Raw genomic sequence first — 25,701 nt, 5'->3', positions numbered from 1 at the left:
TCAGCGGACCACCAGGGAGAGGAGAGAAGGCTCTTCGAGCCGGACGGAGGCGGCGGCGCCGCCGAGGAGAAAACCGCGCAGGGCGTACGGGCGGCCGGGCGCGACGGCGGTGTCGATCGGGCGCTCCACCGTGCCGGTGCCCGTTCCGGCGCCCGCGGCCGCGGCCGCGAGCTCGGCCCCGGTCACCCGGCACACGGCCGTTCCGCCGGACGGGCCGACCGGGCGCCGCGGGGTGCGGCCGCCGTCCCCCCGGGCCACGAGGACGAGGCCGGGGAGGTCCGGGCCGGGTAGGCCGCCGGGCGCCCGTACGGTCACCCGCAGGACGGCGGGCCCGCGGCGCAGGCCGCGCCGGGCGCCGGGCACCAGCTCGTAGGCGATGGCCACGTCGGCGGGCAGTCCGGCCCGTGCGTCGCCCCCGGCCGGGGCGAGCACGGAACGGGCGCTGCGCGGTGCGGCGTGCGCCTCGACGGACAGCGCGGCCGGGGTGACCGGCAGTCGCAGGCCCTCACGCAGGAACACGCTGCGGGCCACGGCGAACTCGGTGCGCCGGCCCTCCTGGGTCACGACGGCGGTGACGGTGCCGGCCGTGCCGGGCCAGTCGAAGCCGACCTCGACGAGGTCGGGCGCGGCCCGCCGCAGCGTCAGCCCGGTCACCGGAAGCGGGGCCTCGACCAGGACGCAGGGCCCGGCGAGGGCCCGCGGGCCCAGCACGGACACGGCGCAGACGCCGGTGAGCGATCCCGGGGGCGGGTGCCCGACGGAGACCTGGCCGCTCCCGCCCGGACCGCTCCCGCCGGGACCGCTCCCGCCGGGGCGGGACCAGCCCGGACCGGCCCAGGCCAGCGGCGGTGGCAGCTCGGCCGCCGTCAGTTCGGCGCGCTCGGCGGGCGCGGTGCCGGGCCACTCCACCAGCCGGACCTCGGCCCCGTCGCCGCCGGTCAGGCCGAACTCCACCCCGCCCGCCTCCCGGGGCCGGGCCGTCAGGGTGAGCACGGGCTCCGGCCAGGCGTGCACGGTGACCGGGACGGTCACGGCCGCGGACAGCACGCCGCGGCCGGTCCGGTCGGCACGGCCCGTCGGGGCGTACCGGGCCCGCACCGCCAGCTCGTACCTCCCGGGCGCCAGACCCTCGGCGCGCAGGGTCTCCCGCAGGCCCGCCCGTGCCGCAGGGGGCACCTGTACGCGTCCCCGCGGCCCGGTCAGCGTCACCTCGCAGTGGGACGCGCCCGACGGCGCGGTCCACGAGGCCTCGATCCACCCGTCGCCGTCGGAGGCGACCGCCTCCGTCACCGCCGGGGCGACCGGCAGCGGGGCCGCGATCAGAGGCGGCCCGTCGACGGCGCCGTCGGACCGCAGCGGCAGCGCCACGTGGCGGACCTCCTCGCCGATCCCGGCGTCGCGGTCCACGAGCACGCCCCCGACCGGCCGCCCCGCCACCTCGGCGACCGGCGCGCCGGCCGGCTCCCCTCGGGTGAGCCGCACCACCCGCCAGCGCTTCCCCTCGAAGTCCCCGACGGGCCACCGCAGTTCGACACCTCCGGGGACGAGGGCGGACACCATCGGGCCGGGATCCCCGGGATCGGGCCGGTAGGTGCGGACCAGCCCGCGCACCGCACGCGGGCAGTCGCCCGCCAGCGCCGCGGCCTCCTCGTAGTGGACGCAGGCCCGCTCCGGATCCCCCCGCTCCTCGGCCCGCCGGGCCGCCGCGAGCTCGGCGTCGGCGGCCGTCACCCGCGCGGCCAGCCCGGCGAGGAGGGCCGCCAGCGGCCGGTCCTCACCCGCGGGCGGCAGCAGGGCGGCCCGGCGGGCCGCGGAGCGGATCCGGTGTTCCAGCACGTCGTCGAGCAGGGATTCGGCGGCGGCCCGCTGCCCCTCGTCCAGCCGGGCCCGCCGGGCGGCCGCGTGGACCAGGGCCGCGGCCTCGGCCGGGTCGACCCCGAAGCCGGCCGCGGTGGCCGGCAGCTGCCCCCCGGGATGGTCCTGGAGCAGGTGGGTGAGCTGGTAGAGCAGGATCCGGCGCAGGGCGGCGGGGTCCGCCTCCTGGATCGCGGCCAGCCGCTCCAGCAACCGGGCCGCGCCCGGCTCCGGCCGGTCCCGGCCCAGCGACCGCAGCACCCCGGCGCCCACGTGCCGGCGCCGGCCGGTCCCGGTGACGGTGAAGACCCCGTCGAGTACCCGTAAGCGGCCGCCGGACGGGACCAGTAACTCGCCCAAGTGGCTTGATCCGATGGTCTGTTGCGCGGCGAGGAGTTCCCCGTACGCTCCCACGAGCGGCGACAGCGGCAGGCCGGAGAGCGCGCGGGGCAGCCCGATGGCATGCCCGAACTCGGTCCCGGCCATCCGCTCTGCGCCCCCCGTGCAGTGTGTGGGAGGTCATTTCAGCAGATGCGCAGGTCGTTCGGGGGCTCTTTTCGTTCTCCAGGTGTACGGCGCAGCGTCACGAAGCGATCTCCGCCCGGTACCCCGGGACCGCTGTCCTTGGGGCGCCCCTCGACTCCCCCCTCACCCCCAGAGGTCGTCACCCCATGGCAGAACTCAACCGTCGCAGGTTCCTGCAGATAGCCGGCGGCACCGCCGCCCTCACGATGCTGAACGACAGCATCGCGCGGGCCGCCGCCATCCCGGCGCAGGGCACCACCGGCACGATCCAGGACATCGAGCACGTCGTCGTCCTGATGCAGGAGAACCGGTCCTTCGACCACTACTTCGGCGCGATGAAGGGGGTACGGGGCTTCGGCGACCCGCGGCCGGTCCTCCAGGACAACGGCAAGTCGGTCTTCCACCAGTCGAACGGGACGAAGGACATCCTGCCCTTCAACCCGCAGGTCCAGGACCTCGGCATGCAGTTCCTGGAGGGGCTCAACCACGACTGGGCCGGCGGCCACCAGGCGTACAACAACGGCAAGTACGACAAGTGGGTCCCGGCCAAGACGGCCACGACCATGTCGTACATGACCCGGAACGACATCCCGTTCCACTACGCCCTCGCCGACGCCTTCACGGTGTGCGACGCCTACCACTGCTCCTTCATCGGCGCCACGGACCCGAACCGCTACTACCTGTGGACGGGTCACACCGGCAACGACGGGACCGGCGGCGGCCCGGTCCTCGGCAACCAGGAGGCCGGCTACGGCTGGAAGACCTACCCCGAGCGCCTGGAGGCCGCCGGGGTCTCGTGGAAGGTCTACCAGGACATCGGCGACGGCCTGAACGCCGCCGGTTCCTGGGGCTGGATCAACGACGCCTTCCGCGGCAACTACGGCGACAACTCGCTGCTGTACTTCAACACCTACCGCAACGCCCAGCCCGGCAGCGCCCTGTACGAGAAGGCCCGTACGGGCACGAACGTCAAGGCGGGCGACGGCTACTTCGACCGGCTGCGCGCGGATGTGGCGGGCGGCACGCTGCCCCAGGTCTCCTGGATCGCCGCACCCGAGGCGTTCAGCGAGCACGCGAACTGGCCGACCAACTTCGGCGCCTGGTACATCTCGCAGGTCCTGGACGCGCTGACCGCGAACCCTGCGGTCTGGGCCAAGACCGCCCTGTTCATCACCTACGACGAGAACGACGGCTTCTTCGACCACGTGGTCCCGCCGTACCCGCCGGCCTCCTCCGCCTGGGGCCTGTCCACGGCCGACGTGTCGAAGGACCTCTACGCCGGTGGCGGCGGCTACGCTGCCGGACCGTACGGGCTCGGCCCGCGCGTCCCCATGATCGTGGTCTCCCCCTGGAGCAAGGGCGGCTACGTCTGCTCCGAGACCTTCGACCACACCTCGGTGATCCGCTTCATGGAGAAGCGGTTCGGGGTGCAGGAGCCCAACATCTCCCCGTGGCGCCGTGCCGTCTGCGGCGACCTGACCTCGGCCTTCGACTTCACGCGGGCCGATGCCGCGCCCGCCGCGCTGCCGTCCACGGCCGGGTACGTCCCGCCGGACAAGGACCGCCACCCCTCCTACCACCCGACCCCGCCGGCGACCGGCACCCTGCCCCGGCAGGAAGCCGGCTCCAAGCCGGCCCGCGCTCTCGGCTACAGCCCCTACGTGGACGGCGCCCGCACCACCTCCACCGGCAAGTTCACCCTCACCTTCGCCTCCGGACCGACCCTGGGCGCCCACTTCCACAGCACCTCGGGCAACCGTACGGACGGCCCCTGGCCCTACACGGTCGAGGCGGGCAAGACGCTCGTCGACACCTGGTCCACCAGCAGCTCCACCGGCAACCAGATCAACCTCACGGTGTGGGGCCCGAACGGCTTCCTGCGCAGCTGGAAGGGCCCGGCGAAGAAGGCCGGCCCCGAGGTCACGGCCCGCCACGTGGCGGCCACCGGCAACCTGGCCCTGAGCCTGACCAACTCCGGGACGGCGGCCGTCAACCTCACGGTGACCAACACCTACGGCGGCGCCGCCCAGATCCTCCGGGTGGCGGCCGGCGCGACGGTCTCCCACACGGTGGACCTCGCCGCCTCCGGCCGCTGGTACGACGTGCAGGTCGTCTCCGACGCCGACGCCACCTTCCTGCGCCGCTTCGCCGGACACGTGGAGACCGGCGCCCCGGGCGTCTCGGACCCGGCGATCAAGACCGTCTGATCCGGTCCTCCGGTGCGCGCAGCAGCCGCCGTTCCAGGACCGGCAGGTCCCCGGGACGGCGGCTGCGGGCGTGCCGGAGCAGGAGGTCCCGCGCGGTGTCGGGCACCCGGCGCCGCTTCGGGTGCCGGGTGGTGAACTCCTCGCTCGCGAAGAACCGCACGGCCCCCTCCAGCCCGGTGCGGTCCGTCTCCCGCACCGCCCAGGCGAGTTCCTCCGTCGGCCTCCCGGCCAGCAGCCGGAGGGGTGCCCGTTCCGCCAGGAGCCACGCCGCGTCGCGCGGTTCCTCCCGTACGGAGCCCAGCCAGCCGAACACCACGGCCAGCGGCGCCCCGCGCGGCACCGGGGGCTCCTCCTCGCCCGCGGCGAGGGCCCCGGCATACTCCCGCAGCTCCGAGGGCGCCGCGGCCACCCACCGCGCGCGGTGGCGGGCGGGGATGCCGTCGGGGGACAGGGGGTCGAGCAGACGCAGCGCCTCCGGTCCATGGTGCTCCGCGCGCAGGCCCTCCTGGCACATGCAGTCGAACGTGTCGTCGACGGGGTGGTCGCCGCCCTGCCGCCGGGCCGCCTGGACCGCGCCGATCTCGGCCGGATCGCTGATCACGTACGTCCCGGGGTGGTGCGGGTGGCGCGCTCCGTCGGGCCGCGAGAAGTCCCCCATGACCAGGGGCTGCGGGCGTGGAGTCGGGTTCACGGTGTGATGGTAGATCCGGTGGGCAGAACCTCCGGCGTCGGTTTTCTTCGCCACGTCACCGAGGGAGAACGCATGGCCATCGCCCACCGCAGGATCGGTACCGGACCCGTCCGCGTCATCGTGCTGCACGACTGGTTCGGCACCTCCGCGAACTGGGGTTCCGTACTGGACCACCTGGACCCCGAAGGCTTCAGTTACGTCTTCCTCGACTACCGCGGCTACGGCGACCGCCGCGACGTCCCCGGCCGCCACACCCTGGCCGAGATCGCCGACGACGTCCTCGAACTCGCCGACCAGCTCGGCTGGGACACCTTCTCCCTCCTCGGCCACTCCATGGGCGGCAAGGCGGTCCAGCAGGTCCTCGTCCGTGCCCCCGAGCGGGTGGAGAAGCTGATCGGGCTCGCCCCGGTCCCGGCCGCGCCCTACGCGATGGACGACGCGACCCACGCCCTCTTCCACGGCGCCGCCACCGACCCCGGGAAGCGCCGCGTCATCCTCGACCTGGTCACGGGCAACCGCGTGAGCCGCCACTGGCTCGACGGGATGGTCGCCCACTCGCTGGCCGTCTCCCGCCCCGAGGCCTTCGCCGGCTACCTCGCGAGCTGGCAGCCGCTCGACCTGTCCGCCGCCGTGAAGGGCAACACCGTCCCGGTGCTCGTCCTCGTCGGCGAGTACGACCTCGCGATCACCGCGGATGTGATGAGGGACACCTGGCAGGCCTCCTACCCGGACTGCCGGGTCGTGACGGTCCCGGGCTCCGGCCACTACCCGCCGCACGAGACCCCGGTGGCCTTCGTCACCGAGGTGGAGGCCTTCCTGCGGATCTAGGGGGTGTCCTGCCGACCAGGCCGGGCACACGAAAAATCCCGTGGGGTACGAGGAGACCTCGTACCCCACGGGATCGACAGGGTGAGTGACGGGACTTGAACCCGCGGCCACCTGGACCACAACCAGGTGCTCTACCAACTGAGCTACACCCACCACGAAGGGCGGCGGACCGCCCGTTCGATGTGCAAGCACAGCATAGCCGATCAGAGGGGTGGTCCCGCGACGCCTTATCGGGCGGCGGACGTGCCCGGGACCGCTCCCGGCGTGCGCGGCTCCGGCCGGCCCGACCACGTTCCGGGCGAAGCCCCCGCAGGTCCCGAGGACCGGGACGCGCCCCTCGGGGGCCACCGGGATCGCGGCGGGGGCGCGGCTGCCGGAGCACGCGGGACCGCTGCTGCTCCGGCTCGACGCCGCCCGCGCCGCTTCTCCGCTCGCCGTCGGCCCCGGCTGCTCGCGGTGCTGCCCGCGACCGGGGTCACCTTGCGGGTGCTGCCCCCCCCGGCCGAGGTGCCCGCCGCTGTCGCCACGGGAGGCTGCGACCTCGGCCTCAGCGCGCCGAGCGACCCGCTGCGGCTGCCCGCCGGGCGCCCCCCTCGCCGGGGCGGGTCCGGTCGGGCTCGCCGGTGCGCGCCGGCTCGGCGCCCCCGGCGTGGGGCTGTCGCCTGCGCCTCCGTGCGCTGCGAAGGCACCGCTCGCCGGGTACGGCCCCGGGCCGCCCGACCGGCGTGGCCGCTGCCCTCGCCGTGCGACTCACGGGAGGATCACCCGTATGACACGTGAACCCGCACCCTTCACGGCCGATGACTACGCCGCCCGGATGGCCGCAGCCGCCCAGACCGCCGCCGACGCGGGACTCGCCGGACTGCTGATCGCCCCCGGGCCCGACCTCACGCACCTCACGGGCTACCGGCCCACCGCCGAGACCGAACGGCTGACCCTGCTCGTCCTGGCCGCCGGGCAGGACCCGGTGCTCATCGTGCCCGCGCTGGAGGCACCCGACGCGGAACACGCCCCGGGCGCCACCGCGCTGACCCTGCGGGACTGGGCCGACGGGAAGAACCCGTACGCCGTCACCGCCCCGCTGCTGGACTTCCGCGGGCGCTTCGGGGTGAGCGACAACACCTGGGCGCTGCACCTCCTCGGCCTGCAGCGGGAACTGCCGAACAGCTCCTACGCGCCGCTCACCGACTGCCTGCCCATGCTCCGCGCGGTCAAGGACGAGCGGGAGCTGGAGCGCCTCGCCGCGGCGGGGGCCGCCGCCGACGCCGCCTACGCGCAGATCCTCCACCTCCCCTTCGCCGACCGGCGGGAGACCGACGTGGCCGAGGACCTGGCGGCCCTGCTGCGCGCGCACGGCCACTCCCAGGTCGACTTCACGGTCGTCGGCTCCGGCCCCAACGGGGCCAATCCGCACCACGAGGCCGGGGACCGCGTCATCCGCCACGGCGACATGGTGGTCCTCGACTTCGGCGGCCTGCGCTTCGGCTACGGCTCCGACATCTCCCGCACCGTGCACGTCGGCGAGCCCACCGCCGAGGAGCAGCGGGTCCACGACATCGTCCGCGAGGCCCAGCAGGCCGGCGTGGCCGCGGTCCGGCCGGGGGTCTCCTGCCAGGAGATCGACCGGGCCGCCCGGGCCGTGATCACCGAGTTCGGCTACGGGGACCGCTTCATCCACCGCACCGGCCACGGCATCGGGGTCACCACCCACGAGCCCCCGTACATGGTCGAGGGCGAGGAGCAGCCGCTGGTCCCCGGCATGTGCTTCTCCGTGGAGCCGGGCGTCTACCTGCCGGGCCGGTTCGGCGTCCGCATCGAGGACATCGTGACCGTCACCGAGGACGGCGGGCTCCGGCTCAACAACGCCCCGCGCGAGCTCGCCGTCGTCGAGTGAGCCTCACGGGGCCAGGACGACCGCCGTTTCGCCGGGCACGTGGATCCGCCCGTCGGGACCCGGGTGGTCGACCGGCTCCCAGGAGGCCAGCACCCGTACCCCGTTGCGGCCCAGCGCGATCGTCACCGGGTCCGGCGAGAGGTTCACGGCCACCCGGACGTCGCCCCGCCGGAAGGTGAGCCAGCGACGCTCCTCGTCGTGCGCGACCCGGACCGCCCCCAGGTCCGGGTCGCGCAGGTCGTGATGGGTGCGGCGGAGTGCGATCACCGTGCGGTACCAGTCCAGCAGGCGGGCGTGGACGGCCTGTTCGGGCTCCGCCCAGTCCAGGCAGGAGCGGTCCCGGGTGGCCGGGTCCTGCGGGTCCGGGATCTCCTCGGCCTTCCAGCCGTGCGCCGCGAACTCCCGGCGCCGGCCGGACCGTACCGCCTCGGCGAGGCCCGGGTCCGGATGGTCGGTGAAGTACTGCCAGGGGGTCTTCGCCCCCCACTCCTCGCCCATGAACAGCATCGGCACGAACGGCCCGGTGAGGGCCACGGTCGCGGCGCACGCCAGCAGCCCGGGGGAGAGCGAGGCGGAGAGCCGGTCACCGAGCGCCCGGTTGCCGACCTGGTCGTGGGTCTGGGTGTAGCCGAGGAAGCGGTGGGCCGGGGTCCGGCGGTGGTCCACCGGGCGGCCGTGGGTACGGCCGCGGAAGGAGGACCACGTCCCGTCGTGGAAGAAGACCCGGGTCATGGTCTTGGCGAGGGCGGCGAGCGGGGCCGCGGCGAAGTCCGCGTAGTACGCCTGGGACTCGCCCGTCAGCGCGCAGTGCAGGGCGTGGTGGAAGTCGTCGTTCCACTGGGCGTGCAGGCCCAGGCCCCCCGCGGCGCGCGGGGTGGTGGTGCGGGGGTCGCAGCGGTCGGACTCGGCGATCAGGAACAGCGGGCGGCCGGTGTCCGCGGCCAGTTCGTCGACGGCCGCGGACAGTTCCTCCAGGAAGGTCAGCGCCCGGTCGTCGGCCAGCGCGTGCACGGCGTCGAGCCGCAGCCCGTCGATCCCGTAGTCGCGCAGCCAGGCCAGCGCGCTTCCGAGCAGGTAGGCGCGCACCTCGTCGGAGCCGGCCGCGTCCAGGTTCACCGCGGAGCCCCACGGGGTGTGGTGGGTGTCGGTGAAGTACGGGCCGAAGGCGGGCAGGTGGTTGCCGGACGGGCCGAGGTGGTTGTGGACCACGTCCAGCACCACGCCCAGCCCCGCCTCGTGCGCGGCGGCCGTGAAGCGGGCCAGGCCGGCCGGACCGCCGTACGGCTCGTGCACCGCCCAGGGCGCGACCCCGTCGTACCCCCAGCCGTGCCGGCCGGAGAAGGAGCAGACCGGCATCAGCTCCACGTGCGTGACGCCGAGGGCGGTGAGGTGCCCGAGCCGGGCGGCAGCCGCGTCGAAGGTGCCCTCGGGGGTGAAGGTGCCGATGTGCAGCTCGTACAGGACCGCGTCCTGGAGCCGGGTGTGGGATGGTCGCGCGGGCTGCGGGGCGAGGGTCTGCGGATCGACCACCGCGGACAGGCCGTCGGGCCCGTCGGGCAGCCGGCGTCCGCGCGGGTCCGGCCGCGGGCCGTCGCCGTCGAGCAGGAATCCGTAGCGGCTCCCGTCGGCGGCCGGGGCCTCGGCGGTCCACCAGCCGTCCCGGTCCGGATCGCGCGCCATGTCGTACGTCGTCCCGTCGAGCAGCATGGCGACGTGACCTGTCAGTGGTGCCCACACCTCGAACTGCACGGACGGTCCCCTCGTCGGCGGCGGTGTCCAGCATGCGTATCGTGCCCATCATTCCGGGCGTGGCGGGGGAGTTCTGGACACTCCGGCCCCGACGGGCCGACAATCACCCTGTGACGTCCAGTTTCGAGATTCCCGCCTTTCCCGCGCCGCGGCTGTCCGACGCCGAGCGCGACCGGGCGCTGGGCCAGCTCAGGGAGGGCGCGGCCCTCGGCAAGCTGTCCCACGACACCTTCCTGCGCCGGATGGAACTCGCCCTGGTCGCCCGCCGCTCCGAGGAGCTGGCCGTGCTGACGGCCGACCTCCATTCCCGGGAGGCGGCCGAAAGCCCCTGGACCCGTCGGCTGTTCGGCTGGGTCGGCCGGGCCTCGGCCGTGTCCCTCGGGGTCCGGCGCGCCTGGAACGCCGAGCGGCTGCCCAAGCTGCTGCTGCCGCATCCGAGCGCGGCGGCCCTGCGGATCGGCCGCGACCCCGGCAACGGGCTGCGGCTCAGCCACGAGACGGTCTCCCGGGCGCATGCGGAGCTCCGGCTGCAGGCTGGGGTGTGGGTGCTCCGGGACCTCGGCTCCACCAACGGGACCACGGTCAACGGGCACCGGGTGACCGGCTCCGCGGTGGTCCGCGACGGGGACCAGGTCAGCTTCGGGAACATGACCTTCCGGCTCTCGTCGAGCTGAGGGCGGCGTCCCCCGGGCATTCCCCGGGCATTCCCCGGGGGCATCCCCTGAGGGTGTCGCCCGATGGCGCCCCGCCGGTACGGCGCCGGGAGCCGGCGCGCAGGATGGTGGTCATGGAACACACCTGCGTCATCCGCCGCGCACGCGTCGGGGACCTGCCCCGCCTGGCCGAACTCGTCCACGAGCACGTGGCGTACGAGAAGTCGGTGCCGCGCCCGCCGGACCTCGCCGAGCGGCTCGGCCCGCAGCTGTTCGCCGAGGACGCCCGGCTGTGGGTGCTGCTCGCCGAGACCCCGGACGGCACGGTCGCCGGATACGCCGCCTGCTCCGCCGAGTTCGCCTTCTGGGACGCCCGGTACCACCTGCACATGGACTGCCTCTACCTGGCGGAGGAGGCCCGCGGCCACGGACTCGGCGCCGCCCTGATGGACGGCGTGACGGGTCTGGCCCGCGAGCTCGGCCTCGACCAGGTCCAGTGGCAGACCCCGGACTGGAACGAAGGCGCGATCCGCTTCTACGACCGGCTCGGCGCCACCGGCAGGCCGAAGCAGCGCTACGCCCTCGCGGTGGAGGCGGCGCCGTTCACGCCGTGAGCAGGCGCAGGCCCAGATCCGCCGCGTCGAGGTCGGTGAGGTCGCCGTTGCGTTCGGCCCACCGGCCGCAGGCGAGGTCGTCCCCGAGGCGTCGCACCGCCCGCCGCTCGGCCTCCGGCCCGACCCTGGTCCACACCGACATCGCACGGCGCACGCGCTCCTCCAGATACGCCTCCGGTCGGCGCCAGTACGCCTCGAACAGGCCGTCGGCGCAGTCCCACGGGACGGGCACCGGCTCGGCGCGGGCGCCGATCGCGTCGGCCATCGCCGCGAGCGAGGGGAAGTCGGCGAGGACGCCGGCGAACTCGGGCAGATAGTCGCGGGGGAGCCAGAAACGGTCCTGCCAACCGGGCTCGTCGGTGTCGAAGGTGAGTACCACCACCCGGCGGGCCACGCGCCGCATCTCGTGCAGCCCCGCGATCGGATCCCCCCAGTGGTGAACGGTGGAGACGGCCATCGCGACGTCGAAGGACCCGTCCTCGAACGGCAGGCTCTCCGCCGCGGCGGCCACGCACGGCGCCGCACCGGCGGGCCGCTGCCCCCGCATGACCGCCGACGGCTCCACCGCGGTCACCTCGCGATCGGTGGGCTCGTAGGAGCCGGTGCCGGCCCCGACGTTCAGCACCGTCCGCGCGTCCCCGAGCGCGTCCCAGATCTGCGCGGCGATCCGCGGCTCGGTACGCCGTGTCGCGGGGTAGGCACCGCCGATCGCGTCGTACAACCGTGCGCCGAGCATCTCCAGTTGCTCCTCCGGTGTCACCTTCCGCCCCTTCGCCCGTGCTTCCAGTTCCCGGTCGATGGCCGCCACCATGGCGTCGGCCCGATCCCGCCGCTCCAGCAGCAGGCCGCGCAGTCGGCGCAGGTGTGCCGCCGCGTCGGTGGACGGGTCGCCGACCAGTTCCGCAACCTCCCGCAGCCCGAAGCCCAACCGCCGGTAGGCCAGCACCTCCCGCAGTCGCTCCATGTCGCCGGCCGAGTAGGCCCGGTACCCGGCCGCGGTCCGTGCCGAAGGCCGGACGAGCCCGATGTCGTCGTAGTGGTGCAGGGTGCGGACGCTCACGTCGGCCAGCTCGGCCACGCGTCCCACGGTCCAGTGATCGTCCATGGCACCGACTGTGCGGCCTGACGCCACGTGAGGGTCAAGCCGCACGCGCGATCCCCGGGTCGAGGACTCCCCGGTCCGGTTCCGCTTCCCGGTGACGTGCCCGCCGGCCGGGCCGCACCGGACGCCCGGCGCGGGCGTGGGCGGCGCACTTCCGTGCGCCCCCTTGTGCTCCTTCGGCGCGGACGGCCGCCGTCGTACGGTTCCGGGCTATGAGCGGATACACGATGGAACCGGCCACGCCGATGGAAATCAGCCCGCGAGTCCTGCCTCCCTCCGACCGGTGGTCCCCCGCGCTCGCGGTACCGGCACCGGTCTGCCGTTTCGAGAACTTCCTGGGGGCGGAGCGCGCCGCCGCCCTGCTGGAGTACGCGATATCGCGCGAGGAGGACTTCACGGCGGGGACCGTCCTGGACCCGCTGACCGGACAGGTGTCCCGCAAGGGGCGGGACTCGCTGGTCCTTCCCGTGACCAGCGAGGTGTTCAGCGCACATCTGGCCGACTGTCTGCCGCTCGTCCAGGAGGTCCTCGGTCACCGGGCCGCACTCGCACAGTCGTTGACCGTCCTGACGGCGCACGGCGAAGGCGGCCACTTCGGCATCCACACGGACTCCTCGCGTGTCCGGGACGTGAGTACGGCACTGTCCGCCGTGTACTACCTGCACCGCACGCCGCGCGGCTTCGGCGGCGGCCAACTGCGCCTGTACGACACCGTGGTGGACGAGGTCCGGGCGCGGCCGGGGGAGTCCTACCGCACGATCGAGCCCGAGCACGACACCATCGCCTTCTTCCCCTCCGGGGCCTTCCACGAGGTCGTGCCGTCCACCTGCCCGAGCGGGCGGTTCGCGGACCACCGGTTCACCCTCACGACCTGGATATCCGGCGGGGAGCCCGCCGTGGCCCCGGCCCCCCGCCGGCCGCACGTCTGGCAGTGGCTGGCGGACGCGGCCGAAGGGACCCGCCCCCTCCACGACGCCGGGGAGGACCACGACGGGGCCAGGCCGGTGGCGCTGCCGCCGCCCGGCCCGGACACCCGCCTGGGGCCGCCCGGGACCTGACCACCGCCCGGCCCGTCCGCCGGCTCCGCCCGATCACCCCGTCCGCCGACTCCGTCCGCTCACCCCGCCCGCCGGCCCGGCCCGCTCAGCCGGCCCGCTCAGCCGGCCCGCTCGTCCCGGCCGGCCGCGACGAGGCGGTCGTAGGCGGCCAGGACGGTCCGGGACTGGTGTTCCACCTGGGTGGCCACCGGGACCCAGCGGGCCCCGAAACGGGTCGCGAAGTCCTCGCACCACCCGGTGACCAGCCGGTCCAGCCCGGGCGCCGCCGGATGCCCCTGGGCGCGCAGCACCCGCAGCAGCATCGCGGCGGCGCGCAGCGACAGGCGCCGCCCGAAGGCGTCGATGCTGGCGATGTACGCCGCCGAGGCCTCCTCGGGGGCCCCGGCCGTCCACTCGGCGGCGATCCGCGGGATCAGCGCGAGCGTCCAGTCCACCGCGCGCAGCAGGGGCGCCGCGGCCGGGGCCTCGTCCTCGTCCTCGTAGGGCGGACCCGGCCGTACGTCGGCGCCGCCGCGGACCGAGGCGACGAGCGCGGCGTCCGCGGTGAGCCGCTCGGCCAGCATCCGCAGGGCGCCGCGCGGGTCGGGGTGCGGGGCCGGATCGTCCACCAGGTCGGAGGCCCACATGGGGACTTCGACGATGGCGGTCGTGCCGGCGTAGCGGTGGGCGTGGTACCAGGTGCTCAGCCGGGTGTCCTCCGGGTGGAAGGCCCCGGCGGCCTCGCTGCCCGGCTGCGGGATGACGAAGATCCCGGGCCCGGGGGAGGGCCAGCCGGCCGCGTCGGAGGCGCCGTTCTCCACCGGGATGCGCAGCTCGGCGGCCGATTTGGCGAACGGCTCGGCGAGGCCGGGCACGTCCCGGGTGAGCTGCACCCAGGAGCCGCCGAGGTCGGTGGCGTGCAGGGAGACCTGCAGGACGGGCCGCAGTTCGTCGATGAGCGCCATCAGGGCCAGGGTCTCGGGCGGCAGCCGGTCCGGGGGCAGTAAGGACGGCGCCCACTCGGGCTGTTCGGGGCCGGGAGGCCGGAAGAAGTTCCGGTGGTAGTCGAGCAGCGAGTACGGGTGGGGGGTGCGGTGCAGGTCCGCGCCGTCCGGGTCGGCACAGAGCAGGAAGTGCCAGCCGCAGCCGGCCCGCGGCGCCGGGTCGTCGAGGACGCGCCGGGCGAGCGAGAGGGCGGTGGCGCCGCCGACGGGCTCGTTGGCGTGCGCCCCGGCGACGACGAGGACGTTGCGGTCGGCCGCGCGCGGGGCGCCGCCGGTCGCGGCGACGGACAGCACCCAGAGCGGCTGTCCGGCCCGGGAGGTGCCGGCCTGGCGGAGCCGGGCCTCGCCGGGGTGTTCGTCCGCCAGAGCACGGGCGGCGAGCCCGAGTTCCCGCGGTGTGGGGTAGCGCATGTCACGGAGGAGAGTCACAAGGGATGCCATGCCCGCGGGGCCCGCCGCCTACTGCTCCGCGGGCCCCGCAGTTCCCCGGATAGGGGGTTAATCCCCTGGCCAAGGCCCGGAGCCCGGTGCCGGCGGGCCCCTCCCGGGGAGCCGGGCTACTGCTGGTGCAGTCCGCGGCCCGCCAGGCTGAGGAAGGCCTCCCCGACCGCCTCCGACAGCGTCGGGTGGGCGTGGACGTGCCGTGCCACATCGCCCGGTTCCGCGTCCCAGCCCACGATCAGCTGGCTCTCCGCGATCATCTCCGACACGTGCGGCCCCACCAGGTGCACGCCGAGCACCCGCCCGTGCCGCTCGGCGACCACCTTCACCGTGCCGCCCTGCCCGTGCACCATGCCCTTGGCCACGGCGGTCAGCGGCATCGTGTTCACCACCACGTCGTACGCCGCCTCGCGCGCCTGCGCCTCCGTCAGCCCGACGGCGGCGGTCTGCGGGGCCGAGTAGGTCACCCGCGGCACCGCCGCGTAGTCCACCGGCGCGCTCGCCACCCCGGCCAGGGTCTCCGCGACCAGCAGGCCCTCCGCGAAGGAGGCGTGCGCCAGCCCGAGCGAGGGCGGCGGCAGCAGGTCGCCCACCACATGGATCCCCGGGACGGCGGTCTCCAGCCGGGACCAGTCGGCCGGGGCCACGAACCCCCGCCCGTCGGTGGCCAGTCCGGCCGCCGCGAGGTCCAGGCCGTCGGTCACCGGGACCCGCCCGACCGCCACCAGCAGGCGCTCCGCCCCGATCTCCCGCAGCTCCCCCCGCGCGGTGCGCACGGTGGCCCGGACGCCGCCGGAGGCGAGCCGCTCGGCGCCCTCCAGCCGGGCCCCGGTCTGCACGTCGATCCCGCGCTTCTTCAGGCCCCGCGCCAGGTGCCGGGACACGTCCGTGTCCTCCAGCGGGACCAGCCGGTCCGCGGCCTCGACCAGGGTCACCTCGGCGCCCATGGAACGGTGGAAGGACGCGTACTCGACCCCGATCGCCCCGCCGCCCAGCACCAGCACCGAAGCGGGCAGGCCGGGCGCGAACAGCGCGTCGTCACTGGTCACCACCGTGTGGCCGTCGGGCTCCAGGCCGGGCAGGCTACGCGGCCGGGACCCGGTGGCCAGCACGATCCCGCGGGTGGCGGTGAACTCCCGCCCGTCCTCGGTCCGTACCGAGCGCGGCCCCGTCAACCGGGCGCCTCTGCGCACCACCCGCACCCCTGCGTGCTCCAAGTGCCCTTCCACACCCTTGTGGTTGCGGGAGACGATGTCGTCGCGGGTGGCGGTCAGGGCCGGCCAGTCGACCGACTCCACGCTCGCCCGGACCCCCCAGCGCTCGCGCGCCTCGGCTATGCCGTCGACGAGTTCCGCCGCGTGCAGCATGGCCTTGCTGGGGATGCAGCCCCGGTGCAGGCAGGTCCCGCCGACCTTGTCGCGTTCCGCGAGCAGGACGCTCAGGCCCAGGGCCGAGGCGCGCAGGGCGGTGCTGTAGCCGCCCGTACCGCCGCCGATCACGATCACATCCACTGCGCTGTCGTTGGTCATGTCGCCAGCCTCCACCGCCCGTTGGGTCAAGTCCAAGGAAATGATCTTCTGAAGGTCATGCAGGATCTTTATGCTTCGAGGTCATGAGCCTGCGCCAGATGGAGTACTTCCTGGCCGTCGTGGAGGAGTCCTCCTTCACCCGCGCCGCGGACGGTCTGCACGTCACGCAGCCCGCCCTGTCCCACCAGGTCAAGGCCCTGGAGCGGTCCGTGGGCGGCGCGCTGCTGGAGCGGATGCCCCGCGGGGTCCGGCTCACCCCCATGGGCCGCGCCTTCCTGCCGCACGCGCAGCTCGCCGTCCGCAGCGCCCGTCAGGCCGAGCGGGCCGCCCGCGCCGCCGCCGGGGTGGCCGGCGGCGAACTGCACATCGCCACCGTGCACGCGCTGGCCGTCGGCCTGCTCCCGGGCGTCGCCGCCCGCTGGCGGTCCCTGCATCCGGGGGTGTCCCTGGTGCTGCGTGAGTACGGCAGCACCGAGGCCCTGGAGGAGCAGCTGGAACGGGGCGTCGCCGACCTCGCGGTGGGCCCGGAGCCCGCGGGCTGGCTGGGGCCGCTGCTGCGGATCGGCCGGGAGGAACTGGTCATCGTCGTCCCCTTCGACGATCCGCTGGCCGGCCGCACGGCCGTCGCCCTCGCCGAACTCGCCCACCGCGACTGGATCCGCTGCGCGATGGAACCCCTGGTCGACGGCGTCCTGGTGCTCGACCGGGCGTGCGGGGCGCTCGGTTTCACCCCGCACACGGTGCTGCGTACGGAGCACACCTCGACGGCGGTGCGGATGGCGGCCGCCGGGGTGGGCGTCGTCATGGCCCCGGCCCACATGGTCCGCGGCGCGGTCGGCGAGGACTGCGTCCTGCTCTCCCTCGACCCGCCGTGGCACCGGCCCCTGGCGGTCTTCTCCCGGGTCCCGCTGACCGGGGCCGCGGCCGCCTTCGCGGAGCTGATCGGTACCGGGTCCGGGTCCGGTGCCCGGGCCGCGGCGGATCCGGGCTGCCCCGGCGGTCCGCCGCAGTGAGGATCACCGGCGCAGCCAGACACCCACCGGATGGCCGTCCAGCAGGGCGGCCACATCGGCCGGACCGCTGTGCGACACGGGGGAGTCCGCGCGCGGGGAGACGGGGGCGAGACGGGTCCAGGTGCCGGGCGGCAGGTGCAGGCGGGTGTCCCGCCAGCCGCCCGACGCCGCCAGCCGGTGGGAGAGCCGGGTGGCCGCCACCAGCAGTCCGGGGGCCCGGGTGAAGGCCAGCAGATGGTCGGCGGCCGGGCCCCGGGCGAGGACCGGCGCATAGCCCCGGAAGAGCTCCGGCCGGTTACGGCGCAGCCGTAGCAGGGTGGCCGTGAGCCCCAGTTTCTCCTCGGCCGGGTCCCCGGGGGCGGCCCCCGTGTCCAGCCGGGCCAGTGCCCGGCGGGGGAAGCGGGCCGGACGCCGGTTGTCGGGGTCCACCAGGGCCCGGTACTCCGTCTCCGCGCCCTGGTAGATCTCCGGGACCCCCGGCATCGCCAGGTGCAGCAGGGTCATGCCGAGGAGGTTCGCGCGGGCCGCCCCGGCCAGTTCCGCCGGGAGGTCGAGCGGGGCCCGGACGTATCCGGCCACGCCCGCCTCGTACTCCTCGTCCCGTTCGGTCCAGCTGGTGTGCAGGGCCGCCTCGCGGACCGCCTTGAGCAGTGCGTCGGCCAGCCGCGGCCCGGCCTCGTGGACCCGGCCGAGCCCCAGCGCGGTCTGCCGGGCCACCCAGGCCAGCTGGGGGTCGGGCCCCTCGGGGCGCCCCATCAGCTCCGGCGCCTGGGTCAGCGCCGCGATCCGGGCGCGGACGTCCGCGCTGCGCTTGGTGTCGTGCGTGGACAGGACCGTCCCGGCCGCCGGCCACTCCCGGGCCAGGGCGGCGCAGTACGCGTGGAACTCCGCCGCCGACACCGCCGGCCGCCCCGGCTCCCCGCCGACCTCGGTGGCCGACAGCAGCGGCGCGTACCGGTAGAAGGCCCGGTCCTCCAGGGACTTGGCGCGCAGGGCCGCCGAGGTCTGGGCGAAGCGGGCGGCGAAGGCCGGATCCCGCAGCAGCAGCTCCCGTACGGCGGCCACCGGGCCCGGGCCGGCCGCCGCGGCCGCCTGCTCCAGGGCCTGCGGCGGCAGCTCCGGCTCCCCGGGATACGGCCGGTAGACGGGGAAGGCGATCAGCAACTCCCGTACCGCTGCGGCAAGACCGGGACCGGCCTGCCGCTCCAGCGCCCCCAGTTCGGCGGCCAGGTCGCCGGTCAGCACCTCCCGGGCGGAGGTCCGGGCCGCCTCCGGCCAGCGGGGCAGCCCGGTGCTCTCCCCGTACCGGGCCGCCAGCTCGGCGGCGCCCTCGGGGTCGGTGAACACCCCGTCCACCCGGTGCAGGGCGTCGTAGCCGGTGGTCCCCGCCACCGGCCAGGCGGACGGCAGCCGCTCCTCGCGGGCCAGGATCTTCTCGACCACCACCCAGCAGCCGTCGCCCGCCGCCGCCCGCAGCCGGCGCAGGTACTGCTCCGGGTCCGCCAGGCCGTCCACGTGGTCGATCCGCAGCCCGTCCGCCACCCCGTCCCGGACCAGCTCCAGCACCTTCGCATGGGTGGCCGTGAACACCTCCGGGTCCTCCACCCGGACCCCGATGAGCTCCGAAATGGTGAAGAAGCGCCGGTAGTTGAGCGAGGTACGGGCTTCGCGCCACCAGGCCGGCCGGTACCACTGCGCGGCGAGCAGCTCGGGCAGCGCCAGCCCCGAGGTCCCTTCCCGCAGCGGGAACTGCTGCTCCCCGTAGCGCAGCACCTCGCCGTCGGCCCACAGCTCGCAGGACTCCACCGGCCCGGCCAGCACCGGAAGCAGTACCTGCCCGCCGCCCGCCTCCCAGTCGATGTCGAACCAGCGGGCGTAGGGCGAGCCGGGGCCCTCGCGCAGCACCTCCCACAGGGGCCGGTTCAGCCGCAGCGGGGTCGGGACCGCCATGTGGTTGGGCACGATGTCGAGGACCAGCCCGAGCCCGTGCGCCCGGGCGGCCCCGGCCAGGGCCCGCAGGCCCGGCTCGCCGCCGAGTTCGGCCCGCACGCGGGAGTGGTCGGTGACGTCGTAGCCGTGCGTCGAGCCGGGCACCGCTTCCAGGACCGGAGAGAGGTGCAGGTGCGACACGCCGAGCGAAGCGATGTACGGTACGGCTTCCTCGGCCGCCGCGAAGGGGAACTCCGGGCGCAGCTGGAGGCGGTAGGTCGACGTCGGAGTGACTGGTGTCGGAACGTCAGATTCCGATTCGGGGGTCGCGTGCGGCTGGCTCATGAGAACGTACGTACCCAACCTGCCGGATTCCGTGCCATTACCCAATGCATCCGAGTGACTGCGCCGGGTTAATGTCGATCAAGTGGTTGGAACCGTCAGCACCTATCGAAAAGTCATCGCCCTGACCGGGCCCCTACTTCCGCTCGTCTCATTCCTCGCCCGACTGCCCGTCGCGATGTCCCAGTTCGGCAGCTTCCTGCTGGTCGCCCAGACCAGCGGCTCCCTCGCCACCGCCGGCACGGTCGGCGGCACCCTCTCCATCGGACAGGTCCTCTTCGGACCCGTCCTCGGCTGGCTCGCCGACCGCCACGGGCAGCGCCCGGTGGTCCTGACCGCGGCCGCCGTCAACGCCGTGGCCACCGCCGCCCTGGTCGCCGGGGCGCTCACGCACCTGGCCACCGTCCCGCTCGCCGCGATCGGCGCCCTCACCGGAGCCTCCGTACCGCTGATCGGACCGCTCGCCCGTACCCGCTCGGTGGCCCTGGCGCACCGGGCCAAGTCCGACGAGAGCGTCGTCGGCGCCGTCCACGCGCTCGAAGGCACCCTGGACGAGGTCTCCTTCGTCTTCGGACCCGCCCTCGTCGGACTCGCCGCTCTCCTCGCACACCCGGCCGTCGCCCTCGCCGGCGCGGCCGGCCTCGTCGCCGTCTTCGGCACGATCTACGCGCTGCACCCGACCGCCGCCGTCACGGCCGGGGCACCCGCGCGGGACCGGCGCCCGGGAAGCCGGGTCCGGCCGCCCGGCGTGGTCCACGCCGTACGCGGATCCCTCGCCCTCCAGGGAGCGATGTTCGGCGCCTGCCAGGCGGGCATCACCGCGCTCACCATCCGGCTCGGCGTCCCCGGCCAGGCCGCCGTCGTCTACTCCGCCATGGGCGTCGTCAGCGCGGTCGTCGGCATCTCCCTCGGCGCGCTGCCCGCCCGCTTCGGGCTGCGGCTGCGCTGGCGGGTGGCGACCGGCGCGGCCCTGGTGCTCTCGGCGCCCCTGCTGTTCACCGACAGCCTGTGGCCGCTGTACGCCGTCGTCACCGTCCTGGGTGCCGCCTACGCACCCCATCTGATCACCGCGTTCGCGCTCACCGAGCGGGCCGTGGACCCGGCCCGGCTCTCCACCTCGATGGCCTTCGCCGCCAGCTGCCTGGTGGCCGGGCAAGCCACCGCCCTCGTCGCCTGCGGGCGCCTCGCCGAGGCGTACGGCCCCGACGGGGCCTTCGCCGTGGCCGTCGGGGCGGCCGCGCTCTGCCTGCTCCTCGCCCTCGTCACCAAGGTGCCCGCCGACCGGACGCACACCGCAGGGGTGAGCATCCCGGGACCGCGGACCGGCACCGCCCCGGCGACGGAAGGGAGCGGCGCCGCCTACGCCGGGCGCTGAAGCACCACCAGGCACCGCCCCGTCAGCGCCACCCGGTCACCGGCCGCGAACTGCGGCCCGGTGCCGGGTGGCAGTACGTCCGCCCGCGCCGTGTCCACCACCAGCCGCCACTGCGCGCCGTGCCCCGCCGGAACGGTGAAGTCCTGCAGCTCCGCGCCCGCGTTGAACATCAGCAGGAACGAGTCGTCCGTGATCCGCTCCCCGCGGGTGCCCGGCTCGGAGATCGCCTCCCCGTTGAGGAAGACGGTCAGCGCCTTCGCGTGCTGCGCCTGCCAGTCCCGCGCCCGCATCTCCTCCCCGTGCGGGGTGAACCAGGCGATGTCCGACAGCTCGTCGTGCGTGCCCTCCACCGGCCGCCCGTGGAAGAACCGGCGCCGCCGGAAGACCGGGTGGTCGCGGCGCAGCCACACCATCCGCCGGGTGAACTCCAGCAGGGACGGCGCCGGTTTGCCGGGCTCCGGCCAGCGCACCCAGCTCAACTCGTTGTCCTGGCAGTAGGCGTTGTTGTTCCCCTGCTGGGTGCGGCCGAACTCGTCGCCGTGGCTGAGCATCGGCACCCCCTGCGACAGCATCAGGGTGGCCGTGAAATTGCGCATCTGGCGTTCGCGCAGCTCCAGGATCTCCGGATCCTCGGTGGGCCCCTCCACCCCGCAGTTCCAGGAGCGGTTGTGGGTCTCGCCGTCCCGATTGCCCTCCCGGTTGGCCTCGTTGTGCTTCTCGTCGTACGAGACCAGGTCGTTCAGGGTGAAACCGTCGTGGCAGGTGGTGAAGTTGATCGACGCCAGCGGGCGCCGCCCGTCGTCCTGGTAGAGGTCCGAGGAGCCCGTCAGCCTTCCTGCGAACTCCGCGAGCGTGCGCGGCTGCCCGCGCCACAGGTCCCGCACGGTGTCCCGGTACTTGCCGTTCCACTCGGTCCACAGCGGCGGGAAATTGCCCACCTGGTAGCCGCCCTCGCCCAGGTCCCAGGGCTCCGCGATGAGCTTCACCTGGCTGACCACCGGATCCTGCTGGACCAGGTCGAAGAACGAGGACAGCCGGTCCACCTCGTGGAACTGGCGGGCCAGCGTCGCCGCCAGGTCGAAACGGAAGCCGTCCACATGCATCTCGGTGACCCAGTAGCGCAGCGAGTCCATGATCAGCTGGAGCACGTGCGGGGAGCGCATCAGCAGCGAGTTCCCGGTGCCGGTGGTGTCCATGTAGTGGCGCGGATCGTCCGCCAGCCGGTAGTACGAGGCGTTGTCCAGCCCCCGGAAGGACAGCGTCGGGCCCAGGTGGTTCCCCTCGGCGGTGTGGTTGTAGACCACGTCGAGGATCACCTCGATGCCGGCCTCGTGCAGCGCCCGGACCGCCGACTTGAACTCCAGCACCTGCTGGCCGCGGTCGCCCGAGGCATAGCCGTTGTGCGGGGCGAAGAAACCGATGGTGTTGTAGCCCCAGTAGTTGCTCAGCCCGTCGTTGACCAGCCGGTGGTCGTTGACGAACTGGTGGACCGGCATCAGCTCCAGCGCCGTCACCCCGAGCTTGGCGAGGTGGCCGATGACCGCCGGGTGCGCCAGCGCCCCGTAGGTGCCGCGCAGCTCCTCGGGGAGGTCCGGATGGTGCATGGTCAGACCCTTGACGTGGGCCTCGTACAGCACGGTGTGGTGGTACTCGTGGCGCGGCGGCCGGTCGTTGGCCCAGTCGAAGTACGGGTTCACCACCACCGAGCTCATCGTGTGCGGGGCGGAGTCCAGGTCGTTGCGCGAGTCCGGCCGGCCGAAGTGGTATCCGTACACCGCCTCGTTCCAGCTGACCCGGCCGCTAATGGCCCGTGCGTACGGGTCCAGCAGCAGCTTCGCCGCGTTGCAGCGCCGGCCGCGCTCGGGCTCGTACGGGCCGTGCACCCGGAATCCGTAGCGCTGGCCCGGCATGACGCCGGGCAGGTACGCGTGGCGGACGAAGGCGTCCGTCTCGCGCAGCTCCACGGCCGATTCCGACCCGTCGTCGTGCAGGAGACACAGCTCGATGCGTCGGGCGGCCTCCGAGTAGACCGCGAAATTGGTGCCGGCGCCGTCGTACGTGGCACCCAGCGGATACGCCTGTCCCGGCCAGACCTGCATAGATAACGACTCTTCCCTCGTTGCCCGAAGATGTCCCGGCTAGACCCGGCGTGGACCCAAGTCCCTGCCAGATCTTCCCCGAAAGAGGGGCCGCAAGCGCGGACTTGGGAGGGGTCCTACCGGGTGACCCGCAGAGCTGATATGCGGGTCAGCGGACTGTCTGTGCATCGGATAATGGGTCAACGGACAGCCTCTGTACGGGCCGTCGGGCTGCACCGGGCCGTGCGCGCGGAGTACCCTTCCGTGATCACTGGAGACGGGCGTCCAGACGCAGAAGGCGGTGCACGGGTGAGCTCGGGAGGTCTGGAGCTGCCCCCTGGTGACAGCAGTCACGAGGGTGGCCCGGCGGACGCCCCAGGGGGTGTCCCCGGCGGGACACCCGCGGGGATCCCGGCCGGGGCGGTCTCCCTGGCGGGCGGACCGGCGACGGCCGGGAACGCGGGGACCGGCGTGGAGCTGGACTGGGGCACGGAGGCCTGGAGCGAGGTCCGGACCCGGGCACAGCGGGCCGGCCGTGCCTACATCTGGCTGAATCTCATCGAACAGCGGCTGCGCGCCGTGGTCGGGGCAGTGCTCCGGCCGATCTACGAACCGGTGCACGGCACGGACGACTGGGTCGTCGCGGCCGCCGGGCCCGCCGGGCAGGAATGGGTCCAGCGGGCCGTGGCCGTGCGCGAGGTCAGCCGGCGCAAGGGCTACCTGCTCGACTCCGCCGACGACAACGTGCTGAGTTTCCTGACCCTGCCCCAGCTGCGGGAGCTGATGGTCCAGCACTGGCCGTGCTTCGAGCCGTACTTCGACGACCGGCGCGAGATCGAGCTGGCCCTGGACGAGCTGGAGGTCACCCGCAACGTCGTCTCCCGCAACCGGGCGCTGTCGCGGCCCGTGCTGGAGCAGGCGGAGCGGGCCTCGGCGCGCCTGCTGGAGGTACTGGGCGGGGTATCCGGCAGCCCCTCCGCGGAGCGACTGCCGATCGACGCCGTCGAAGACCTGGTGGGCGACCGGTACGCGGACGTCATCTCGGTCCACCCCGACCGGGTACGACTGCAGCGCCAGCTCCCGGCCGAGGACCTCTTCGGGGGCGCGCGCCGGCTCGACGCCATCGGCATAGGGCTCAACCTGCTGGTTCAGAACTTCTCGGGCCGAAGACTCGTCCGGCTCACGGAGGCCGGGTGCCGGGTGCGGCTGCTGTTCCTGAACCCGGCGAGCAGCGCCGTGAAGCGGCGCGAGCGGGAACTGGGTCTGCGCAAGGGCGAGCTGAGCCGCTCGGTGGAGATGAACATCCTCCACGTCCGCCGGGTCCGGGCGGGTCTGCGGGACCCCTCCCGCTTCGAGATCCACGTCTTCGACGAGACCCCGCGGTTCACCGCCTACCTGGTGGAGGGGCAGTCCTCCGGCATCGCGGTGGTCCAGTCCTACCTGCGCAGGGCGCGCGGCATGGAGTCGCCCGTCCTGGTGCTGCGGGGCGGCGGTCGCGGGGTGCCGAAGGACGCGGAGCACGGGCTGTTCACGACGTACCGGGAAGAGTTCGAGTCGATGTGGGAGGACTCCCGGCCGGTGTCCTGACACGGGCACGGGCGACGGGGCGCGACGCGGCACGACCTACGCGGCACGACCTACGCGGCACGACCGACGAGGGGGCGGGGAACGGTGCCGGAGCTTGGCCCTGAGGAAAGCGCGCGGATCCGGAGAAGGCGCGGGAACGGTACGAGGCGGGGCTGAGGGCGGACCGGGAGGCCCGGGCGGAGGTGTTCCGCTCCGGCAGGGGCGAGGGGCACGCAGGACTGTGCGTGGCGCTCGTCGCCGCCGTGGCCGTCGGCCGGTTCGGGAGTCCGGCGGCCGCCGCCCTGTGGGTCGGCGGGCCCGTCGCGGTCGTCCACCTCCTCGCGTCCGTGTTCGCCTGGCGGGCCGGCCTGCGCGGCCGCGCGCTGCTGGGCCGGGCCTACCGGCAGACTTCCGGATGGCTGACCCTGGGCCTCTGATCCACGCCCCGGCGGCCCCGGCGGCCTGGCTGTCAGTGGCCCGTGGCAGGCTGAAACCCGTTGACCGAAGGCGTTGTACGGGGGAGGGGCACGGGGTGGAGGACTGGCACGGCATGGGGGACTGGCACGGCGGTGTGCTGATCGGATTCGACCTGGAGACGACCGGCACGGAGCCGGGGGAATCGCGGATCGTGACGGCGGCCCTGGTCGAGGTGCGGGCCGGAGCGGTGCGCGAGCGGCGCGGCTGGCTCGCGGACCCGGGGATACCGATCCCGGAAGGAGCCTCGGCGATCCACGGGATCAGCACGGAGCGCGCGGTCGCCGAGGGGCGTCCGGTGCGCGAGGTCGCGGACGAGGTCGCCGAGGCCCTGGTCGGCCACTGGCGCGCCGGCGCGGTGGTGGTCGCGTACAACGCGGCCTTCGACCTGACCCTGCTGACGGCCGAGCTGGCCCGGCACGGGCTGCCCTCACTGGCCGACCGGCTGGGCGGGGCACAGACCGGGCCGGTGGTGGACCCGCTGACCATCGACCGGGCCGTGGACCGCTACCGGCGGGGCAAGCGGACCCTGGAGGCGGTCTGCGGGGTGTACGGGGTCACCCTCGACGACGCGCACGACGCCGGGGCGGACGCACTGGCCGCGGTGCAGGTGGCCCGGGCGATAGCCGAGCGGCATCCGCAGGTGGCCGCGCTCACCCCGGCCGACCTGCACGCGCGGCAGAGCACCTGGCACGCCCGCTGGGCCCGGGACTTCCAGTCGTACCTGCGCCGCCAGGGCACCCCGGACGCGGTGATCGACGAGGCCTGGCCGCTGCGGGGCCTGGTCCCGGCCTGA

General features: G+C 74.5%; 19 protein-coding genes and 1 tRNA gene. 11 read left to right on the top strand and 9 right to left on the bottom strand.

Going from position 1 to position 25,701, the window contains the following annotated elements; all coding sequences use genetic code 11:
* Entirely contained in the window at nucleotides 1-2,340 is a 2,340-nt protein-coding gene (locus tag KO717_RS08105) for a hypothetical protein (protein WP_301365432.1), read from the bottom strand.
* A gap of 185 nt (nucleotides 2,341-2,525) precedes the next feature.
* Here KO717_RS08105 and KO717_RS08100 point away from each other — a divergent pair, with 185 nt between their 5' ends.
* The gene (locus tag KO717_RS08100; protein ID WP_301365430.1) at nucleotides 2,526-4,586 is read left to right on the top strand and encodes a phosphocholine-specific phospholipase C; all 2,061 of its coding nucleotides are present in this window, start codon (nucleotides 2,526-2,528) and stop codon (nucleotides 4,584-4,586) included.
* Here KO717_RS08100 and KO717_RS08095 read toward each other — a convergent pair.
* Nucleotides 4,573-5,277 carry a hypothetical protein gene (locus tag KO717_RS08095; protein ID WP_301365429.1) on the bottom strand — a complete coding sequence of 235 codons (705 nt, stop codon included), beginning with the start codon at nucleotides 5,275-5,277 and terminating at the stop codon, nucleotides 4,573-4,575. The genes KO717_RS08100 and KO717_RS08095 overlap by 14 nt on opposite strands.
* 72 nt (nucleotides 5,278-5,349) lie before the next feature.
* On the opposite strand from KO717_RS08095, the gene KO717_RS08090 reads away from it, so the two are divergent.
* Nucleotides 5,350-6,105, top strand: coding sequence for an alpha/beta fold hydrolase (locus KO717_RS08090; protein WP_301365428.1), 756 nt, complete (start codon nucleotides 5,350-5,352; stop codon nucleotides 6,103-6,105).
* Between the two features lie 80 nt (nucleotides 6,106-6,185).
* On the opposite strand, the gene KO717_RS08085 is transcribed toward KO717_RS08090, so the two are convergent.
* Nucleotides 6,186-6,258, bottom strand: a tRNA-His gene (locus tag KO717_RS08085).
* Nucleotides 6,259-6,874: 616 nt separating this feature from the next.
* Here KO717_RS08085 and KO717_RS08075 point away from each other — a divergent pair.
* The gene (locus KO717_RS08075) at nucleotides 6,875-7,999 is read left to right on the top strand and encodes an aminopeptidase P family protein (RefSeq protein WP_301365426.1); all 1,125 of its coding nucleotides are present in this window, start codon (nucleotides 6,875-6,877) and stop codon (nucleotides 7,997-7,999) included.
* Between the two features lie 3 nt (nucleotides 8,000-8,002).
* Here KO717_RS08075 and treZ read toward each other — a convergent pair whose 3' ends face one another.
* Entirely contained in the window at nucleotides 8,003-9,748 is a 1,746-nt protein-coding gene (treZ, locus tag KO717_RS08070; RefSeq protein WP_437184481.1) for a malto-oligosyltrehalose trehalohydrolase, read from the bottom strand.
* 110 nt (nucleotides 9,749-9,858) lie between these two features.
* Between treZ and KO717_RS08065 the strand changes: the two genes are divergently transcribed.
* Together KO717_RS08065 and KO717_RS08060 are read left to right on the top strand one after the other, a co-directional pair.
* A complete protein-coding gene (locus KO717_RS08065) occupies nucleotides 9,859-10,422 on the top strand; it encodes a DUF1707 and FHA domain-containing protein (RefSeq protein WP_301365425.1) in 564 nt (187 codons plus the stop codon).
* Between the two features lie 113 nt (nucleotides 10,423-10,535).
* Nucleotides 10,536-11,015 carry a GNAT family N-acetyltransferase gene (locus KO717_RS08060; RefSeq protein ID WP_367401514.1) on the top strand — a complete coding sequence of 160 codons (480 nt, stop codon included), beginning with the start codon at nucleotides 10,536-10,538 and terminating at the stop codon, nucleotides 11,013-11,015.
* Here the strand turns inward: KO717_RS08060 and KO717_RS08055 are convergent.
* Entirely contained in the window at nucleotides 11,005-12,120 is a 1,116-nt protein-coding gene (locus KO717_RS08055) for a MerR family transcriptional regulator (protein ID WP_301365422.1), read from the bottom strand. The two genes, KO717_RS08060 and KO717_RS08055, sit on opposite strands and share 11 nt — an antisense overlap.
* A 209-nt stretch (nucleotides 12,121-12,329) precedes the next feature.
* On the opposite strand from KO717_RS08055, the gene KO717_RS08050 reads away from it, so the two are divergent.
* Nucleotides 12,330-13,175 carry a 2OG-Fe(II) oxygenase gene (locus KO717_RS08050; RefSeq protein ID WP_301365421.1) on the top strand — a complete coding sequence of 282 codons (846 nt, stop codon included), beginning with the start codon at nucleotides 12,330-12,332 and terminating at the stop codon, nucleotides 13,173-13,175.
* 98 nt (nucleotides 13,176-13,273) lie between these two features.
* Here KO717_RS08050 and KO717_RS08045 read toward each other — a convergent pair whose 3' ends face one another.
* Nucleotides 13,274-14,587, bottom strand: a complete 1,314-nt coding sequence (locus KO717_RS08045) for a M14 family zinc carboxypeptidase (protein ID WP_301365419.1) — start codon at nucleotides 14,585-14,587, stop codon at nucleotides 13,274-13,276.
* Nucleotides 14,588-14,715: 128 nt separating this feature from the next.
* The gene (gene lpdA / locus KO717_RS08040) at nucleotides 14,716-16,128 is read right to left on the bottom strand and encodes a dihydrolipoyl dehydrogenase (RefSeq protein ID WP_301365417.1); all 1,413 of its coding nucleotides are present in this window, start codon (nucleotides 16,126-16,128) and stop codon (nucleotides 14,716-14,718) included.
* Between the two features lie 83 nt (nucleotides 16,129-16,211).
* Between lpdA and KO717_RS08035 the strand changes: the two genes are divergently transcribed.
* Nucleotides 16,212-17,141 (top strand): LysR family transcriptional regulator, encoded by a 930-nt coding sequence (locus KO717_RS08035; protein WP_301365415.1) that lies wholly within the window; start codon nucleotides 16,212-16,214, stop codon nucleotides 17,139-17,141.
* Between the two features lie 3 nt (nucleotides 17,142-17,144).
* Here the strand turns inward: KO717_RS08035 and treY are convergent, their stop codons facing one another.
* Nucleotides 17,145-19,415, bottom strand: coding sequence for a malto-oligosyltrehalose synthase (gene treY / locus KO717_RS08030; protein WP_301365413.1), 2,271 nt, complete (start codon nucleotides 19,413-19,415; stop codon nucleotides 17,145-17,147).
* Between the two features lie 82 nt (nucleotides 19,416-19,497).
* Between treY and KO717_RS08025 the strand changes: the two genes are divergently transcribed.
* Nucleotides 19,498-20,787, top strand: a complete 1,290-nt coding sequence (locus KO717_RS08025; RefSeq protein WP_301365411.1) for an MFS transporter — start codon at nucleotides 19,498-19,500, stop codon at nucleotides 20,785-20,787.
* On the opposite strand, the gene glgX is transcribed toward KO717_RS08025, so the two are convergent.
* Nucleotides 20,772-22,886 (bottom strand): glycogen debranching protein GlgX, encoded by a 2,115-nt coding sequence (gene glgX / locus KO717_RS08020; protein WP_301365408.1) that lies wholly within the window; start codon nucleotides 22,884-22,886, stop codon nucleotides 20,772-20,774. The genes KO717_RS08025 and glgX overlap by 16 nt on opposite strands.
* A 288-nt stretch (nucleotides 22,887-23,174) precedes the next feature.
* On the opposite strand from glgX, the gene KO717_RS08015 reads away from it, so the two are divergent.
* From KO717_RS08015 to KO717_RS08005, 3 genes are all read left to right on the top strand, one after another.
* A complete protein-coding gene (locus KO717_RS08015) occupies nucleotides 23,175-24,452 on the top strand; it encodes an SAV2148 family HEPN domain-containing protein (protein WP_301365406.1) in 1,278 nt (425 codons plus the stop codon).
* Nucleotides 24,453-24,676: 224 nt separating this feature from the next.
* Nucleotides 24,677-24,868, top strand: coding sequence for a hypothetical protein (locus KO717_RS08010; protein ID WP_301365404.1), 192 nt, complete (start codon nucleotides 24,677-24,679; stop codon nucleotides 24,866-24,868).
* A 113-nt stretch (nucleotides 24,869-24,981) separates the two neighbouring features.
* Nucleotides 24,982-25,701, top strand: a complete 720-nt coding sequence (locus KO717_RS08005) for a 3'-5' exonuclease (RefSeq protein ID WP_301374413.1) — start codon at nucleotides 24,982-24,984, stop codon at nucleotides 25,699-25,701.

It is taken from the genome of Streptomyces xanthophaeus, from assembly GCF_030440515.1.
Lineage (GTDB): Bacteria > Actinomycetota > Actinomycetes > Streptomycetales > Streptomycetaceae > Streptomyces > Streptomyces kutzneri.
Note: the sequence above shows the minus strand (reverse complement) of the source record. Positions and strands in the feature narration are given on the sequence as shown.